Raw genomic sequence first — 16,700 nt, forward strand, 5'->3', positions numbered from 1 at the left:
TAGAGACATAGAAGCGCCCGCCTCGGTGTCAGCCGGGGCGGGCGTTTTCGTTTTTCATCGGAATGAACTTAGCGACGTTTAAGTTCGGCCCCGAACGCTAGCATCCGATCCAGCGGCACCAGCGCTTGGCGTGCGATCTCGGGGTCGACGTGAATCTCCTGGCCGCAACCGTTGGCGTCTTCCAGCACCGCCAGCGTGTTCTCGAGGCCGTTCATCGCCATCCACGGGCAGTTGGCGCAGCTGCGACACGTCGCGCCGTTGCCCGCCGTGGGCGCTGCCATGAAGGTCTTGCCAGGCATCAACTGCTGCATCTTGTAGAAGATGCCGCGGTCGGTGGCGACGATGAAGCTGGGGTTATCGAGCTTCTGCGCTGCCGCGATCAACTGCGAGGTGGAGCCGACCACGTCGGCGATCTCCACCACCGAGGCCGGGGACTCCGGATGGACGAGCACCGCGGCTTCCGGATGCAGCGCCTTGAGATCGAGAAGCCCCTTGGCCTTGAACTCGTCATGGACGATGCATTCGCCCTCCCAGCAGAGCAAGTCGGCCCCGGTACGCTCGCGGACGTAATTGCCCAGATGGCGATCCGGTGCCCACAGGATCTTTTCGCCCTGCCGATCGAGATGGTCGATCAGCTCGACCGCGATCGACGAGGTTACGACCCAGTCGGCGCGCGCCTTCACCGCCGCCGAGGTGTTGGCGTAGACCACCACGGTGCGATCCGGATGCTGATCGCAGAAGGCAGAGAAGACATCGGCCGGGCAGCCGATATCCAGCGAGCAGGTCGCCTCCAGCGTCGGCATGAATACCCGCTTTTCGGGGCTCAGGATCTTGGCGGTCTCGCCCATGAAGCGCACGCCGGCGACGATCAGCGTCGTCGCCGGGTGATCCTTGCCGAAGCGCGCCATCTCCAGCGAGTCGGCCACGCAGCCGCCGGTGGCTTCCGCCAGCGCCTGGATCTCGGGATCGGTGTAGTAGTGCGCAACCAATACCGCATTACGGGCCTTCAACTGCGCCGCGATGCGTTCCCGATAGTGCGCCCTGGCGCTCTCGTCGAGCGTCGGCTGGGCATGACCCGCCAAGTGCTCGCGAACCCGATCCCGTTCCAGCTCCGCCATCGCTTCGTCTCCGTCAGTCCTGCAGCCACTCAGTGTGGAACGTCCCTTCCCGATCGACGCGCTTGTAAGTGTGCGCGCCGAAGAAGTCGCGCTGTGCCTGGATCAGGTTGGCCGGCAGTTTCTCGCTGCGATAGCTGTCGTAGTAGGCGATCGCCGACGAGAACGTCGGCACCGGGATGCCGTTCTGGACGGCGTGGGCGATCACGTCCCGAAGCGCCGATTGATAGTTGCCGGCGATCTCGCCGAAGTACGGCGCCATCAGCAGGTTCTTGAGCCCGGGGTCTTCCTTGTAGGCGTCGGTGATCTTCTGCAGGAAGCGGGCACGGATGATGCAGCCGGCACGGAACAGCTTGGCGACTTCACCGTAGTCGAGGTTCCAGTCGTAGTGCTCGGAAGCGGCGCGCATCTGCGCGAAACCCTGAGCGTAGGAGGCGATCTTGCTGAAGAACAGCGCCTTGCGCACTTTCTCGACGAACTCGGCCTTGTCACCTTCGAGCGGGGTCTCCTTGGGGCCCTTGAGCACCTTGGAGGCTTCGACACGCTCGTCCTTCAGCGCCGAGATGAAGCGCGCGAACACCGACTCGGTGATCAGCGGCAACGGCACGCCAAGATCCATGGCGCTCTTGCTGGTCCACTTGCCGGTGCCCTTCTGGCCCGCGGAGTCGAGGATGATGTCGACCACGTCCTGATCGCTCTGATCATCCTTCTTGGTGAAGATTCTGGCGGTGATGTCGATCAGGTAGCTGTCGAGTTCGCCTTCGTTCCACTCGCTGAAGATGTCGGCCAGCTCGGCGTTCGAGAGCCCCAGCGAGCCCTTGAGAATCGAATAGGCTTCGGCGATCAGCTGCATGTCGCCGTACTCGATGCCGTTGTGGACCATCTTGACGTAGTGGCCGGCACCGTCCGGGCCGACGTAGCTGACGCAGGGCTCGCCGTCGTCGGCACGGGCCGCGATCTTCTCGAGGATCGGCGCGACCATGTCGTAGGCTTCCTTCTGGCCGCCCGGCATGATCGACGGGCCTTTCAGCGCGCCTTCCTCGCCACCGGAGACGCCGGTGCCGATGAAGTTGAAGCCCGCTTCGGAGAGCTCCTTGTTGCGGCGGATGGTGTCCTCGAACGGCGTGTTGCCGCCGTCGATCAGGATATCGCCCTTGTCCAGATACGGCTTGAGCGACTCGATCGTCTTGTCGGTGGCATCGCCCGCCTTGACCATCAGCAGAATGCGACGCGGCGTTTCCAGCGATGCGACGAACTCCTCGACGCTGTAGAACGGCACCAGTTTGCGGCCAGGGTTCTCCTGCATCACTTCATCGGTCTTCTCCCGCGAGCGGTTGAAGATCGACACCGTGTAGTCGCGACTTTCGATGTTGAGGGCGAGATTGCGGCCCATGACGGCCATGCCGACGACACCGATTTGCTGTTTGGCCATTAACTTGTGCTCCTTGCGAAAAAGGCCGCCGCGCCAGGCTGTGTCCAGTCTTCGAGAGAAACGAGCGTGCTCGGAACGCTTCGACACAGCCTGACACGGCGATTCATGATGACAGTAGTGTAAAACAGAGAGGCGAATCCGCCGAATCGCCATTCCCTATTCGCTCCCTCATGCCGCGTCAATGACAGAATAGCGACGAGCGCAGACACCGCAGGATCGAGCTGAAAAGTCGGCGAGCGAAGCTCAAACAAGGCAAAAAATGGCGAAAGCGGACCGGGCTGGCGCACCAGTTTACAGGGTGTAAATGAGGAGCTTGAGCCATTTTTTAACGCCGTGTGAGCGAGCGCAGCCAGTTTTCAGCCGAGCCTAGTGGGCTTCGTCCCAATTGGCCCCGCTATTGGCCTCGACGATCAGCGGCACGTTGAGCCTGGCGGCGTTTTCCATCCGCTGGCGGATCGCGACGAGGAAGGCGTCGACCTGGCTCTCCTTGACCTCGAACACCAGTTCGTCGTGAACCTGCATCACCATCCAGGCATCGAACTCCGCCTCGCCCTGGGCCGGGTTGAGCCAGTGGTGCACGTCGATCATCGCCAGCTTGATGATATCCGCCGCGGTGCCCTGCATCGGCGCGTTGATCGCGGTACGTTCGGCGGCCTGACGGCGGGCGTGATTCTGCGCCTTGATCTCCGGCAGGTAGAGCCGGCGGCCGAACACGGTCTCGACGAAGCCGTCTTCGCCGGCCTGGGCGCGGATGTTGTCCATGAACCGGGCAACGCCCGGATAACGATCGAAGTAGCGATCGATGTAGACCTTGGCCTGCTTGGCTTCAATGCGCAGCTGCCGGGAGAGCCCCCAGGCGCTCATGCCGTAGATCAACCCGAAGTTGATCGCCTTGGCGCTGCGGCGCTGGTCCGATGTGACCTTGTCGAGCGCCACGCCGAAGACCTCCGCGGCGGTGGCGGCGTGAATGTCGCGGTCGTTGGCGAAGGCATCAAGCAGGCCTTTGTCGTCGGACAGGTGCGCCATGATCCGCAGTTCGATCTGCGAATAGTCCGCCGCGACGATCCGATAGCCCTCGCGGGCGATGAAGGCCTGGCGAATCTTGCGGCCTTCTTCGGTGCGGATCGGGATGTTCTGCAGGTTCGGGTCGGATGACGAGAGCCGCCCGGTCGCGGTCACCGCCTGGTGGTAGCTGGTGTGCAGCCGTCCGGTGGCCGGGTTGACCAGGCGCGGCAGCTTGTCGGTGTAGGTCGATTTCAGCTTGGTCATGCCGCGATGCGCCATGATCAGCTTGGGCAGCGGATAGTCCAGCGCCAGCTCCTCGAGCACCGCCTCCGCCGTGCTCGGCGCGCCCTTGGGCGTCTTCTTGATCACCGGGATCTTCTGCTCCTCGAACAGAATCTCCGCCAGCTGCTTGGGCGAGCCGAGATTGAACTCCTTGCCGGCGAGCTCGAACGCCTCGGTCTCGAGCTCGCGGATGCGCCCTTCCAGCTCCTGGCTCTGGGCGTGCAGGCGCGTGGCGTCCAGCGCCACGCCCTGACGCTCGATATGCGACAGCACCGGGATCAGCGGCCGTTCCAGGGTATCGAGCACCTCGGCCAGCCGTCCGGCTTCCTCCACCTTCGGCCGCAATACCTGGTGCAGACGCAGGGTGATGTCGACATCCTCGCAGGCGTAGGGCACCGCTTCTTCGAGGGCGATCTGGTTGAAGGTGAGCTGCTTGACGCCCTTGCCGGCGATCTCCTCGAAGCTGATGGTCTTCTCGCCGAGATACTTGAGCGCCAGCGAATCCATGTCGTGGCGCGTCGCCGTGGAGTTCAGCACGTAGGATTCGAGCATGGTGTCGTTCAGCGCGCCGGCCACCCGGATCTGGTAGCGCGCCAGCACCGAGATATCGTACTTGAGGTTCTGGCCGATCTTGCCGATCCTGGGGTCTTCCAGCAGCGGCTTGAGCGCGGCCAGCACGGCGGCCCGGTCGAGCTGCGCCGGGGCGTCGAGATAGTCGTGGCCGACCGGGATATAGGCCGCCTCGCCGGGTTCCAGCGACAGGCCGATGCCGACGATATCGGCTTCCATGTAGTTGAGGCTGGTCGTCTCGAGGTCGAAGCAGAACGCTTCGCTGGCTTTCAGCCGCTCGAGCCAGGCATCGAACTCCTCCTGTGTCAGTAGCGTCTGATCGTGGCGCGCCGGCTTGGTCAGCGTCACGTCCTCGTCGATTTCGGACCGGCCGGCCTTGCCCGCGCCGACGTCATCCACGCCTTCGTCCTTGCCCTCGAGCAGCTCGGTCAGCCAGTTCTTGAACTCGAGCCGCTGATAGAGCGCCTTCAGGGCCTCGCGATCGGGCTCGGCCAGATGCAGGTCCTCGAGCCCCACCGGCAGCTCGCAGTCGGTCTTGATCGTCGCCAACTCATAGGAGAGATACGCCTGTTCGCGGTTGGCCTCGAGCTTCTTGGGCATCGTCTTGGCGCCACGGAAGCTCAAGGTCGTCACGCGGTCGAGGTCGGCGTAGATCGCGTCCAGGCCACCACCCATGCCCTGCAGCAGACCCAGCGCCGTCTTCTCGCCCACGCCGGGTACGCCGGGGATGTTGTCGACCTTGTCGCCCATCAGCGCCAGGTAATCGATGATCAGCGACGGCGGAATGCCGAACTTGGCTTCGACGCCGGCGACGTCCAGCGTCTCGCCCTTCATGGTGTTGACCAGGGTGATGTGCTGGTTGACCAGTTGGGCCATGTCCTTGTCGCCAGTGGAGATCACCGCGTCGCGGCCGGACTCGGTGGCCAGCCGCGCCAGCGTGCCGATCACGTCGTCCGCCTCGACGCCTTCGATGCACAAAAGCGGCAGGCCGAGCGCGCGCACGCAGTCGTGCAGCGGCTCCACCTGCGGGCGCAGATCGTCCGGCATCGGCGGCCGGTGGGCCTTGTACTCGGCGAAGATCTCGTCGCGGAAGGTCTTGCCCTTGGCGTCGAACACCACCGCCATGGGGCTTTGCGGATACTGCTTGATCAGGCTCTTGAGCATCGCGAGCACCCCGCGCACGGCGCCGGTCGGCTGACCATCGGAGGTGGAGAGCGGCGGCAGCGCGTGGAAGGCGCGATAGAGGTAGGACGATCCGTCGACGAGGACGATGGGGGCATCTGCCATGAGCTGCGTGATCCGTGGCTGGCTTTCGATGCCCTCATGATACGCAAGCCGCGGCTCGCCGTCAGGGCATCCACCCCCTGCGTCCCCCAGAGGGAAAACGATACAATAGGGGGTAGATAATAAAGGGAAGGCAATGCGGGAAAGCGATGAACCGGGCCGATTCGGATCCCGAGGGATCCGCCAGCCGACACCAACGGAGGAATCTGCCATGAGATCATGGTCGCGAAAGACGAGATGGTCGCGAAAGACGAGATGGCCGCAAACGACACTGCTGCTGACGGCGCTGCTGGTCGGCGGGCTGTCGCTGCCCGCGTTCGGCCAGTCCGCGGTGCAGCCCAGGATCACTTCCCAGCAGGACGACCAGCGCACGATCGACGAGTACCGCGTCAACGGCAAGCTCTACGCGATTCGCATCGCCCCCAACGACGGCAAGGCCTATTTCCTCTATGACGACAATGGCGATGGCGACTTCAAGCGGGTCGACGCGCCCAGCGTTCCCGTGCCGGACTGGGTTCAGAACGACTGACTCCGGCTTTCGAGCGCCGGCATGCCCGGCGGCGCCGTTCTCCGGCATCCACTAGCCGGTAGGAGAGCGCCCCGCGAGCCGCTACAATGCGCGCTGGCTTTTTTATCCTGCGGTTTTTCATCACCAACGTCCGCCCCAGATTCCGAGATCCCATGGCCGTATTCACCCCGTTGAGCGACGAACAGGTCGCCGAGTTTCTCGACCGCTACTCCGTCGGCCGCCTGCAAGCGCTCAAGGGCGTGCCGCAGGGCACCGAAAACAGTACCTTCTTCGTCACCACGGAACAGGGCGAGTGGGTGTTGACGCTGTTCGAGCAGGGGGAGTTCGAGGATCTGCCGTTCTTCGTCGATCTGCTGGATTATCTGGCCGCACGCCAACTGCCGGTGCCGGGCCCGGTCCACGATCGCGACGGCGTCGCCCTGCAGCGCCTGGCCGGCCGCCCCGCGCTGCTGTTTCCGCGCATGCCGGGCAGCCACCCCAGCGCTCCGAACCTGGCCCAGTGCGCTGCGCTCGGCGATGCCCTGGGCCGGATGCACCAGGCCTCGCAGCACTTCACCGGCGAGCGCACCAATCCGCGCAATCTCGATTGGCTCCAGCGTCGCCATCGCGAAGTCTTGCCGTTTCTGTCGGCGGACGATCAGGCTCTGATGACCCGCGAGATCGCCGACTACGCCCAGGCATTCGACGGCATCGAACTACCCACGGGCGCGATCCACGGCGACCTGTTCCGCGACAACACGCTGTATGACGGCGACCGGCTCGGCGGCATCATCGATTTTTACAACGGCTGCACCGGCGATCTGCTGTTCGACCTGGCCATCGTGATCAACGACTGGGCCAGCGACGAGGCCGGCGATCTCGATGTCGATCGCTACGAGGCCATCCTCGGCGCCTATCTCGCGCACCGCCCATTGACCGGGCAGGAACGCGAACTGTGGCCGACCATGCTGCGGATGACGGCGCTGCGCTACTGGCTGTCGCGGCTACTGGTGATCCATGTCGACCCGCCAGCGCACGACATCACGCCGCACGATCCGGCGCGCTTCCGCACCCTGCTGGGCCGACGCCTCGACGGCCGCGTGCCGGCACTGCCCGACGCGGCCGGATAAGCCGCGATTTTCGTCACGAGGCCTGCATCGCGGGCCTCTTTCGACTAGCTTTTCCCTGACATCAGTGGTCGTGACCTTCTCGCGACGTCATAATGCGCGCCATTCGCGTTCCCGGCCCATCGTCATCCATCACGCCGGGGTTCACCGCCGGTTGTTCGGAGAACGTCATGAAGCACTCTTCCCCCGCCGCACAAGCCCGCCGCACCTACAACATCGACCAGTGGGGCAGCGGCTATTTCGATGTCGACGATCAGGGCCGCACGCTGGTCCGCCCGCTGGGCAGTGAAGTGCCCGGGCCGACGCTGGTGCTCGACACCCTGGTCGACCGCCTGCGCGACGCCGGGCTGCGCCTGCCGGTGCTGGTTCGCTTCATCGATATCCTCCACGATCGCGTCGAACAGCTCTGCATGGCCTTCGACCGCGCGATGAAGGAGGAGGATTATCAGGCCAGCTACACTGCGGTCTATCCGATCAAGGTCAACCAGCAGCGTCGCGTGGTCGAGGAGATTCTCGCCACCCAGGAGCGTGGCCATGGCCGGGTCGGGCTGGAAGCGGGCAGCAAGCCGGAGCTGATGGCGGTGCTAGCCCTTTCCGGCGACGAGGGCTCGTCGCTGATCGTCTGCAACGGCTACAAGGATCGCGAGTACATCCGCCTGGCGCTGATGGGCGAAAAGCTTGGCCACAAGGTCTATCTGGTGGTCGAGAAGTACTCCGAGCTGAGCCTGATCCTGGAAGAGGCCGAAAACCTCAAGGTGAAGCCGCGCATCGGCCTGCGCGCCCGGCTCTCCTCGGTGGGCAAGGGCAAGTGGCAGGATACCGGCGGCGAGAAGTCCAAGTTCGGCCTCACCGCCAGCCAGCTGCTGGCCATCACCGAACGGCTGCGCGACGCCGACGCGCTGGACAGCCTGCAGTTGGTGCACTTCCACCTCGGCTCGCAGATCGCCAACATTCGCGATATCCAGCGCGGCCTGCGCGAGTGCGCGCGTTTCTACCACAGTCTGCGCGAGCTGGGCGCACCGATCGACACGGTGGACGTCGGTGGCGGCCTGGGCGTGGACTACGAAGGCACCCGCTCGCGCAGCTTCTGCTCGATCAACTACTCGATGCAGGAATATGCCACCAACGTGGTGTGGGCCTTCCGTCAGATCTGCGAAACCCACGACCTGCCGCACCCGCAGTTGATCTCCGAATCCGGCCGCGCGCTGACCGCCCACCACGCCGTGCTGGTCACCAACGTGATCGGCGAGGAGCGTCTCGGCCACATCGAACCGGAGCGCCGGGTCGAAGGCGACGCCCACGTGGCCGAGCTGTGGCGCGTCTACGACCGTCTCGAAGGCATGCGCGAACCGCGGGACCTGGTCGAGGCGTATCACGACGTGGTCCAGGCGGTGGGCGAACTGCAGGATCGTTTCGTGCTCGGGCTGGCCGACATGCAGGCCCGCGCCGAGGGCGAGTCGGTCTACTTCGCCGCCTGCCAGCGCCTGCACAAGCGCCTCGACAACCGCAATCGCGCACACCGAGAGATCGCCGACGAGCTGGCGGAAAAGCTCGCCGACAAGCTGTTCGCCAACTTCTCGCTGTTCCAGTCGCTGCCGGACGTATGGGGGATCGACCAGGTCTTCCCGGTACTGCCGCTGACCGGGCTGGACCGCGAACCGACCCGCCGCGGCGTGATCCAGGACATCACCTGCGATTCCGACGGCCGGATCGATCTCTACGTCGACGGCCAGGGGCTCGAAAGCACGCTGCCGCTGCCGGAGTGGGACGACGATGACGACAAGCTGATCGGGCTGTTTCTGGTGGGGGCCTACCAGGAAATCCTCGGCGACCTGCACAACCTGTTCGGCGACACCGACTCGGTCGACGTCGCCCTCGACGAGAACGGCGAGTGGCGGCTTTCCCACGTCCAGCAGGGTGACGCCGTCGCCGACGTGCTCGGCTACGTCAACTTCGACGCCGTGGCGCTCAAGCAGAAGCTCACCGAACAGTTGATCGCCAGCCCGCTGAGCGTCGAAGAGCGCGAACTGTTCGTCAGCGAGCTGTCGGAAGGTCTCAGCGGTTATACTTATCTGGAGTGATGGCCGCGAGCCGCGAGCCGCGAGCCGCGAGCCGCGAGCCGCGAGCCGCGAGCCGCGAGAGCAATATGGTCTCCGGTAAGAGAAGAGCGCCAGCGGTGAATGCTGCTGGCGCTCTTCGTAGCCCGTAGCCCGTAGCCCGTAGCCCGTAGCGGGTTTTATCGCGTACGCGTGCCGACATCCAGCCCCAGCGAGAGCGAGAGGCCGAGGACGGCGTCGCGGGGTAGCTGGCCGACGCCGGAGGGCGTGCCGGTCAGGATCACGTCGCCCGGCTCGAGAGTGAAGGTGCGGGTCATCTCCTCGATCAGCGACGGCATGTCGAAGAGCATGTCGCTGGTCTTGCCGCTCTGCTGGCGCTTGCCGTCGATATCGAGATGGAACGTGATCGCGCTCCAGTCGACATCGCCCTCTACCGGTACGAAACGCGAGATCGGACAGGCGCCGTCGAACGCCTTGGCCCGCTCCCACGGATGCCCCTTCTCCTTCAGCCTGGACTGCACGTCACGCAGTGTCAGGTCCAGCGCCAGACCGACTCCGACCACGCCCTTCATCGCCTCTTCCGCACTGACGTGGCTCATGCGTTCGCCGATCAGCAGCGCCAGTTCGGTCTCGAAATGCACCTCGCCATGGGCGAACTGCTGCTCGATCGGCTCTTCCAGCTCGACGGCACTGGTCGCGGGCTTGATGAACAGGATCGGCGACTGCGGCACCGGGTTGTTGAGTTCCTTGGCATGTTCGGCGTAGTTGCGCCCTACGCAGAGAATCTTGCCCAGCGGCAGACCGGTCTCGAGACCGTCGGTGAATCGTGTGATGAAAGGCATGGCGAGCTCCAAAGCAAAAGCGATGACCGTTGATAATCTCCAGAGATAGAGATCGATCTTCCAGGCGAAAATCGCGCCTCCAGACGCAAGAAGCCGCCGCTGGCGGCAACTCATCGAGTCTACCTCCAACGGCGGCTTATGGCATCACGCCGGCTTTCCGGTCAATTCCGAGTGTCTGCGGGCGATCCGGTGCCGGCCGGCGCGATCAGGGCTTCAGTGCGTGCCCCGCTGGGGCGTCCACACTTCGTCTGGCTGATGCGCCAGGAACGACGGGCGCGGACGCTTGGCGCCGAACGGCTGCACACAGGCATTGTCGCGACGGTTGTAGACGAAGAACGCGTTGCTGCGCGGATCCGGCGACATGTTGGCATTGGAGCCATGCAGCGTGTTGCAGTCGAACAGCAGCAGCCCGCCAGCCTCGCCGACCGGCGCCTCGATACCGTTGGCTTCGATCAGCTCGCGCAGCGCTTCGTTGCTCGGCACGCCGAGTTCCTGCTGCTTCAGCGACTGCTTGTGGTTGTCGTCCGGCGTCTCGCCCAGGCAGTGCACGAACACCTTGTGCGAGCCGGGGATCAGCATCAACGGGCCATTGAAGTGATGGTTGTCCGTCAACACGATCGAGGCGCTGACGGCGTGCATCTCGGGCATGCCGTCTTCGGCGTGCCAGGTCTCGAAGTCCGAGTGCCAGTTGAAGCCCTTGCCATGGAAGCCGGGCTTGTAGTTGATGCGAGACTGGTGCACGTAGACATCGCCGCCAACGATCTGGCGGGCGCGGCCGACCATGCGCTCGTCGTTCGCCAACTGGGAGAAACGTTGGGAGAGAAAGTGAACCGCGAACAGCGAGCGGATTTCATGGCTGTTCGGTTCGGTGATCGAGAAATCCCGATCGCGAAAATCGTCGCGCGCCAGCAGGGAGGCCAATTCGGCCTTCAGCGCGTCGACTTCCGCGGGATCCAGGAAGTTGGGTTCGAACAGAAAGCCATCGCGCTCGAAGCGATCGAGCTGCTCGTCGCTCAGGGGGCCATCCAGATGGCGCCCCTTGACGACTTCTTCCTGACGCGGCTGCCAGAGCGCTTCCTGCGGCTGGCGTAGGCGTGTCGGATAGCGATCCTGTTTCGTCCACGTGGCATTCTGGGTTTTGGGGGATGCGGTCTGTACTGACATCCAATCACCTCCAAGTTTGTGATCAGGGTTCAGATCCAGTCCTAGGTGCGATGAGGCACCAAACAGTGCGTCGCACTAAACTTGATTAGGAAAGGGTCAAAGGATCCTCGGTTATCTTTCAAAGGGATACTCATCCTAGAAAAGCAGACGGAAATTTCAAATTCTGCAACGGTGGAAACCGCCGCCGCTTCTCCAGTGGCGCTCACGGTGACATCCGCCGACCGCAGCAACGATAACGTAAATCAATTAACGCCGAATTGCCTCCGGGCCGCTTACGCGATGACACAATGCCGAAAAACGGCTTTCATCATGGCGTCATACCACCGCGCCACACTACGCCCCAGAACGACGAGCCCAGACCACGCTCGCCTCTTCCCAATATCTGGAGGTACGCCATGATTCGCGTCACGCTGGATCTCACCTGCTCGATCTGCGATCACGACCAGTTCTTTCTCCCCGTGCGGGCCGAGGAGAGACAACAGATTCGCTGCGCGAACTGCACCGCCTTCAAGTGCTACTCGGCAGACCTGGAAAACGAGATGATCGCCCTGAGTCGTGACAGGATGCGTGACAAAAAGAAACATTCCGGCCAGGGCCGGTCGGGGCAGGATCGCGCCAACGCCGCATGATCGTCGGCGATGTCGACGGCGTGGCGATCAATCCGTCGGCGGCGTGACGGTCTTGTCGGATGTCTCGGCAGCGCGCGGATTCGGCAGCCGCCGGGCAGTGGGTTCCCAATCGTGGTAGGGCCGCATCGGCTTGACCACCGCATCCCGATAGAAAGAGACGAACGGCTCGGCGATCAAGGGTGGCTCGGCCTTGGGGACATCGCCGAAGTGACAACGAAAGTTGGCGCAATTCAGCGGCTCTTCCGCATGGGCACTGGCGCTCTCGCCAGCACTCGAAACCGCGCTCCAGCTCATCACGCAGGCGACGGTCATGAAACAGCTGAGGGTCTTCATGGCATTCCCGTTCCTGGTGGCCCGCTCATCGGGCCAGAATCGCGATGAAAACCCCGAGTGTAAGGAGGCGTGCGACGTGGCGCCGCCTGAAAGCTGTAGTACCCGAGGCGCGAGAAACACCAGGTGTCAGTCGTGGCTTACCACCAGTGCAGCGGATAGCGGCGATGCCGCGCCAGATTGTTGATCAGCACCGCGATGAGCAGCATCAGCAGGCACCCGGTCGCTACCGGGAAAAACGCATAGGACCAGCCAAGCGAGTGCAGCTCCCCGGACCCGATCACCGCGATCAACGCCGTCGCGCCGCCCGGCGGATGGAGCGTGTGGGTCAACTGCATCAGCAGGATGGAGGTCGATACCGCTACCGCCGCCGCGACCCAGCTATCGCCGAGCAGCTTCCAGACCAGTACGCCGCACAGCGCCGAGAGCAGATTGCCGAACAGCACGTTGCGCGGCTGGGCGAGCGAGCTTTCCGGCGCGGCGTAGAGAAGTACCGAGGTCGCGCCGAAGGACCCTACCATCAGCAGCGAATGCGTCTGAAGCGACTGCGCGCTCAGCCATCCCACACCGGCCATGCCCAGAAACGCGCCCAGCCATGACCAGACCGCGTCACGCCAGCAGGGAGTCTTACGGCTCACTGGCGAGCCTTTCATCTTACCGAGATACGTCTTGACCATCTTGACCCAGGAAGCCGATAAAAAAGGAGCGCTATATTGCCATCGGGCAACGAGCCCGCCAAATAGCGCTTGGCTATGGTTTTAGAGCGCGCTGTCTATATGGGAATGGGGGCTCCCCTTTGCAGCGATGCGCACTGCGCCATGACCATGCTCGCCGGGGCGGAGCGCCGGGGTGGATCGGCGGATCGGCAGCCTGTAATCGAGTGGCTGTATGAAGGAAAAATCAGGCAGGGGCTTGGGGAAACCAGGTATCGGTAAGTGAAACCAACCCTATCGCTTATCCGCCAATGTCATTTAATAAAACTCACATACCTGACGGCACACATACTGACCGTACCTACTAGGCTCGGCGTTTCACTCTCGGACAAGTCGTGCGTAGTCCATCGATATGCTCATGAAGCCCCTTGGGGATGCTTTGCCACATTGGATCGAGAACAAAATCGATTCCCTCGCGCCGAGCAATCTTGGCAGCCGGCACGAAATCGGCATCACCCGCTATCAAGATGATCTGGTCAACCTGACTTTTTAGCGTAAGCGATGTCACGTCCACGCCAATCCGCATATCCACACCCTTCTGGCGGGTATCGATCCGCACATCGTCCGGCTGCAAATCTTCGATGGATATCCGGCCTTTCAGCAGCTCATCAACCTTCCGAGACTTAATGGTCCATCTCACATCGGACGACAGGTGGCCCAATCGAAGTGCCAGCTTTCGCTTTCCGACCAGCGCTTCGTGAAATTCTTCGCGAAACCTTGCCTCTTCTGTTCGGGAGAAGTCGATAGATCGCTTACTGATGGGGTTGTGCTGCTTGCCTTTGTAGGGAGGGCAGTCGTAGACGAAAATCCGGTAAAGATCGCTGCGATCGCGATTTTTGCCGCTGAGATGACTCACTGCCCATCGATGCAGACACTCTGCAGCACGCTTACCGTTATAGGCGTTGTCTGGCTCTATGCGCCTGAAGCGCTTGATGAAGTACCCACCGTCGACAAGAATCGCTGTCGCCAAAATGTATTCTCCAGAAACAGAAACGCCCCAGGGCTCGGCGCATCCCTCGATATGTTGGGAAGGCTTACTGCCAGGGGCGTGGATACGCTGAATATAGTGACTCCTGAAAACGGAGTCAACGCTCATCTACAACCCAGCCTGCCGCCCGCTTCCACTGTTTTCAGCACACGTTCCGAACTCGCTCACACGCTCTTCTACCTTGATCCGCCGTACTGGCAGACCGAGAGCTATGGCGCTCCGTTTGGCATCGAAGAATACGAGCAGATGGCCGATATCATCGGTAGCATCAAGGGAAAGCGATCATCAGTCTCAAAGATCACCTGACATCCGCCGCGTGTTCGCCGACTACCACATCGAGTCAGCGGATATGCGCTATACCGTGGGCGGCGGTACCGGCAGCCAAGCCCGTGAGGTGCTGATCTTCAGCTGGGATGTCGAGGCTGAACCGGCGGGGCTATTCTAGGTGGGTGATAACGGCCGTTTAAACGGAGGCTATGCGGCCGTTACCGGTGTTCCATAACATGTGGCACTCGGTAGGGTGATGACTAGGACTGGCTGAAGAAACATGAGGATGACAGATGGTAGAGATAGGTGCAGCGTTAACTGCTCTTCGTACAGCTTACGATACTGCCAAGGCCGCGAAGGAAGTGAACGACCAGGCGTCGTTGAATGCAGCGGTTAGCAACATCATGGAACGCCTTACCTCAGCGCAGTTCACGCTGACAGAAGTTCTTCAAGAACATCACGCTCTGCTAGATGAGAATCGCCGACTGAGAGAAGCCCAAGCCAAGGAGGCTAGGTTTGATCAATACGAACCAGAGCGTACCGAGCGCGGGGCCTTCGTGCTGAGGCTGAAGCCATCTTCAACTGAGCCGGATGAGATATTACACGCCATCTGCCCCGACTGCCGTGAGGGCGGTGTACTTTCATACCTCAGTGAGGACGAGTACGGGCTGAGCTGTTTTCGATGCAAGTACTACGCGTCGAAGAAAGCGCGCCCGCCTCGTTTCAAGAAGAGAAGCCGAATCGTATCGCCTAGGATGGTTTAAGCTCTGGAAAAAGTGCCGAATCCAGCGCGCGGCTACACATAGCGCCGAGGAAAACGGGCTTACGGCAATGGATGCAGGCAAACGTGGAGAAGCGGCTTTCCAGCCAGCCATCACGAGAGGTGTAGTTCGTAGGTTGACGCCAGATTGACAGGCCAGAGCCCAGAAACGAAAAAACCGCCTCGACTGGGCGGCCTTGAGTCGCTTCAAGCGACTGATAGAAAAGTAAAATATGCCTGGTGCCGGTAAGTAGAACCGTACAAAACTTGCAAGCCGCTGATTTACATAGAAACATGTCAGTTATAAAAATTATCGCATACGCTACGGCATACATTTTGGCGCGTGCTAGGGAAACGCTGAACAATTCGGTTCTGGTCGGCTGAACCGTTCAGTCTGGCCAGATCATCGCCTCAGCGGTTATTACCTGACCACGTCAAGTGGCCTGTTTTCCCTGGTAGCCGGGTTTTCCGGCTACCAAGCCAGATTCAAGACACACTGACCCCGTCAGCCTGGCTTGAGCATCGCCCTGCCAGCACCAGATTGCCGAGGGCGAACAGGGTGAACAGCTGCGCCTGATTCTTGGCCAGCCCCTTGTAGCGAACCTTGCGGTAGCCGAAGAGGTTCTTGATGACATGAAACGGGTGCTCCACCTTGGCTCGAATGCTGGCCTTGGCCTTCTCGATCGCCAGCAGCAACGTTTTCATGGGGCTGTCTTTCAGCTTCTTGAGGGTGCCGCGTTTGGCGGCGACACAGCACCGGGCGTTTGGATCGTCCTTCTCTTCGCCCAGGTACTTCCCCATGCCGGTGTAACCCGCATCGCCGTATACCCGCTCGTCGTCATCGCGGACCAGGTGGCCTGCCATGGTGACATCGGCCACATTGGCCGAGGTAGCGGTGACACTGTGGGTCAGTCCAGTGGCCGCATCGACGCCGATATGCGCCTTCAGGCCGAAATACCACTGGTTGCCCTTCCTGGTTTGCTTCATTTCTGGGTCGCGTTGCCGGGCCTGGTTCTTGGTGGAGGGGGCGGCCGCCACGATGGTGGCATCGACGATGGTGCCCTCGCGCATGAACAAGCCCTGCTCGGCCAGGCTGGCATTGATCTCCTCGAAGATCCGCTGGGTCAGGGCATGCTGCTCCAATAGATGACGGAAGCGCAGCAGCGTGGTGGCGTCCGGCACGCTCTCGATGGCCAGATCGAGTCCGATGAAGTCACGCATGGCCTGGCTGTCATAGATCGCATCTTCCAGCGCCTCGTCGGCCAGCGCATACCACTGTTGCAAGAAGTAGATCCGCAGCATGCGTTCCAGGCCAGCAGGCGGCCGGCCGCGCCTGCCTGCCGAGTTCGGGAAGTAGGACGGCGCCAGCGCGTCGATCAGCCGTTGCCAAGGCAGCAAGACGTCCATCTGGTTCAGGAACCGCTCGCGGCGGGTAACTTTCTTCTTGTTCTGGTGCTCAGCCTGGGCGAACGAGATCTGTTTCATCGGGAGGCTCTGTCAGACGGTGGCAGGAAGGTCAGATTCTACCCCACCGGTGCCGATCAGGCAGCTGTGGCGGGATTTATGCAGCGTTTCCCTAGGCCATTCAGACGGCCGTGAAGTGGACCCTATCCATTGGTCCACCTGA

13 protein-coding genes are annotated in these 16,700 nt (G+C 62.2%); 4 read left to right on the plus strand and 9 right to left on the minus strand.

Features of this window, described 5'->3' with window-relative positions:
• Positions 1-68: 68 nt before the first annotated feature.
• From nadA to polA, 3 genes are all read right to left on the minus strand, one after another.
• Entirely contained in the window at positions 69-1,118 is a 1,050-nt protein-coding gene (gene nadA, locus CCD76_RS08920; protein ID WP_087719158.1) for a quinolinate synthase NadA, read from the minus strand.
• A 13-nt stretch (positions 1,119-1,131) separates the two neighbouring features.
• On the minus strand, positions 1,132-2,547 hold the full coding sequence (gndA, locus tag CCD76_RS08925; RefSeq protein ID WP_087719159.1) for an NADP-dependent phosphogluconate dehydrogenase: 1,416 nt from the start codon (positions 2,545-2,547) through the stop codon (positions 1,132-1,134).
• A 366-nt stretch (positions 2,548-2,913) separates the two neighbouring features.
• Positions 2,914-5,691 (minus strand): DNA polymerase I, encoded by a 2,778-nt coding sequence (polA, locus tag CCD76_RS08930; protein WP_087719160.1) that lies wholly within the window; start codon positions 5,689-5,691, stop codon positions 2,914-2,916.
• A gap of 208 nt (positions 5,692-5,899) precedes the next feature.
• Between polA and CCD76_RS08935 the strand changes: the two genes are divergently transcribed.
• The 3 genes from CCD76_RS08935 (at position 5,900) to speA (ending at position 9,404) form a co-directional block, all read left to right on the plus strand.
• Positions 5,900-6,217, plus strand: a complete 318-nt coding sequence (locus CCD76_RS08935) for a DUF2782 domain-containing protein (protein WP_087719161.1) — start codon at positions 5,900-5,902, stop codon at positions 6,215-6,217.
• A gap of 152 nt (positions 6,218-6,369) precedes the next feature.
• Positions 6,370-7,326, plus strand: a complete 957-nt coding sequence (locus CCD76_RS08940; protein ID WP_087719189.1) for a homoserine kinase — start codon at positions 6,370-6,372, stop codon at positions 7,324-7,326.
• A gap of 167 nt (positions 7,327-7,493) precedes the next feature.
• Positions 7,494-9,404, plus strand: a complete 1,911-nt coding sequence (gene speA, locus CCD76_RS08945; RefSeq protein WP_087719162.1) for a biosynthetic arginine decarboxylase — start codon at positions 7,494-7,496, stop codon at positions 9,402-9,404.
• 155 nt (positions 9,405-9,559) lie between these two features.
• Here the strand turns inward: speA and CCD76_RS08950 are convergent, their stop codons facing one another.
• Entirely contained in the window at positions 9,560-10,222 is a 663-nt protein-coding gene (locus CCD76_RS08950) for a fumarylacetoacetate hydrolase family protein (RefSeq protein ID WP_087719163.1), read from the minus strand.
• A 213-nt stretch (positions 10,223-10,435) separates the two neighbouring features.
• Positions 10,436-11,386, minus strand: a complete 951-nt coding sequence (thpD, locus tag CCD76_RS08955; RefSeq protein ID WP_087719164.1) for an ectoine hydroxylase — start codon at positions 11,384-11,386, stop codon at positions 10,436-10,438.
• Between the two features lie 395 nt (positions 11,387-11,781).
• On the opposite strand from thpD, the gene CCD76_RS08960 reads away from it, so the two are divergent.
• Positions 11,782-12,015, plus strand: coding sequence for a hypothetical protein (locus tag CCD76_RS08960; protein WP_087719165.1), 234 nt, complete (start codon positions 11,782-11,784; stop codon positions 12,013-12,015).
• 27 nt (positions 12,016-12,042) lie between these two features.
• Here CCD76_RS08960 and CCD76_RS08965 read toward each other — a convergent pair whose 3' ends face one another.
• The 4 genes from CCD76_RS08965 to CCD76_RS08995 form a co-directional block, all read right to left on the minus strand.
• Positions 12,043-12,348: a hypothetical protein gene (locus tag CCD76_RS08965; protein WP_087719166.1), complete on the minus strand. Its 306-nt coding sequence runs from the start codon at positions 12,346-12,348 to the stop codon at positions 12,043-12,045.
• Between the two features lie 137 nt (positions 12,349-12,485).
• Positions 12,486-13,022 (minus strand): HPP family protein, encoded by a 537-nt coding sequence (locus tag CCD76_RS08970; RefSeq protein ID WP_087719167.1) that lies wholly within the window; start codon positions 13,020-13,022, stop codon positions 12,486-12,488.
• Between the two features lie 340 nt (positions 13,023-13,362).
• Positions 13,363-14,154: an NYN domain-containing protein gene (locus CCD76_RS08980; RefSeq protein WP_218777003.1), complete on the minus strand. Its 792-nt coding sequence runs from the start codon at positions 14,152-14,154 to the stop codon at positions 13,363-13,365.
• Between the two features lie 1,405 nt (positions 14,155-15,559).
• Positions 15,560-16,558 (minus strand): IS5 family transposase, encoded by a 999-nt coding sequence (locus tag CCD76_RS08995; RefSeq protein WP_087719171.1) that lies wholly within the window; start codon positions 16,556-16,558, stop codon positions 15,560-15,562.
• Positions 16,559-16,700 lie beyond the last annotated feature (142 nt).

Origin of the sequence: Salinicola salarius (assembly GCF_002179555.1) — a bacterium.
GTDB lineage: Bacteria > Pseudomonadota > Gammaproteobacteria > Pseudomonadales > Halomonadaceae > Salinicola > Salinicola salarius_A.

Coding starts and splice junctions, on each gene's coding strand:
- speA (WP_087719162.1), top strand. CDS start 7,494: ATGAAGCACTCTTCCCCCGCCGCACAAGCCCGCCGCACCTACAACATC.
- CCD76_RS08950 (WP_087719163.1), bottom strand. CDS start 10,222: ATGCCTTTCATCACACGATTCACCGACGGTCTCGAGACCGGTCTGCCG.
- CCD76_RS08965 (WP_087719166.1), bottom strand. CDS start 12,348: ATGAAGACCCTCAGCTGTTTCATGACCGTCGCCTGCGTGATGAGCTGG.
- polA (WP_087719160.1), bottom strand. CDS start 5,691: ATGGCAGATGCCCCCATCGTCCTCGTCGACGGATCGTCCTACCTCTAT.
- CCD76_RS08970 (WP_087719167.1), bottom strand. CDS start 13,022: ATGGTCAAGACGTATCTCGGTAAGATGAAAGGCTCGCCAGTGAGCCGT.
- CCD76_RS08960 (WP_087719165.1), top strand. CDS start 11,782: ATGATTCGCGTCACGCTGGATCTCACCTGCTCGATCTGCGATCACGAC.
- CCD76_RS08995 (WP_087719171.1), bottom strand. CDS start 16,558: ATGAAACAGATCTCGTTCGCCCAGGCTGAGCACCAGAACAAGAAGAAA.
- thpD (WP_087719164.1), bottom strand. CDS start 11,386: ATGTCAGTACAGACCGCATCCCCCAAAACCCAGAATGCCACGTGGACG.
- gndA (WP_087719159.1), bottom strand. CDS start 2,547: ATGGCCAAACAGCAAATCGGTGTCGTCGGCATGGCCGTCATGGGCCGC.
- CCD76_RS08980 (WP_218777003.1), bottom strand. CDS start 14,154: ATGAGCGTTGACTCCGTTTTCAGGAGTCACTATATTCAGCGTATCCAC.
- nadA (WP_087719158.1), bottom strand. CDS start 1,118: ATGGCGGAGCTGGAACGGGATCGGGTTCGCGAGCACTTGGCGGGTCAT.
- CCD76_RS08940 (WP_087719189.1), top strand. CDS start 6,370: ATGGCCGTATTCACCCCGTTGAGCGACGAACAGGTCGCCGAGTTTCTC.
- CCD76_RS08935 (WP_087719161.1), top strand. CDS start 5,900: ATGAGATCATGGTCGCGAAAGACGAGATGGTCGCGAAAGACGAGATGG.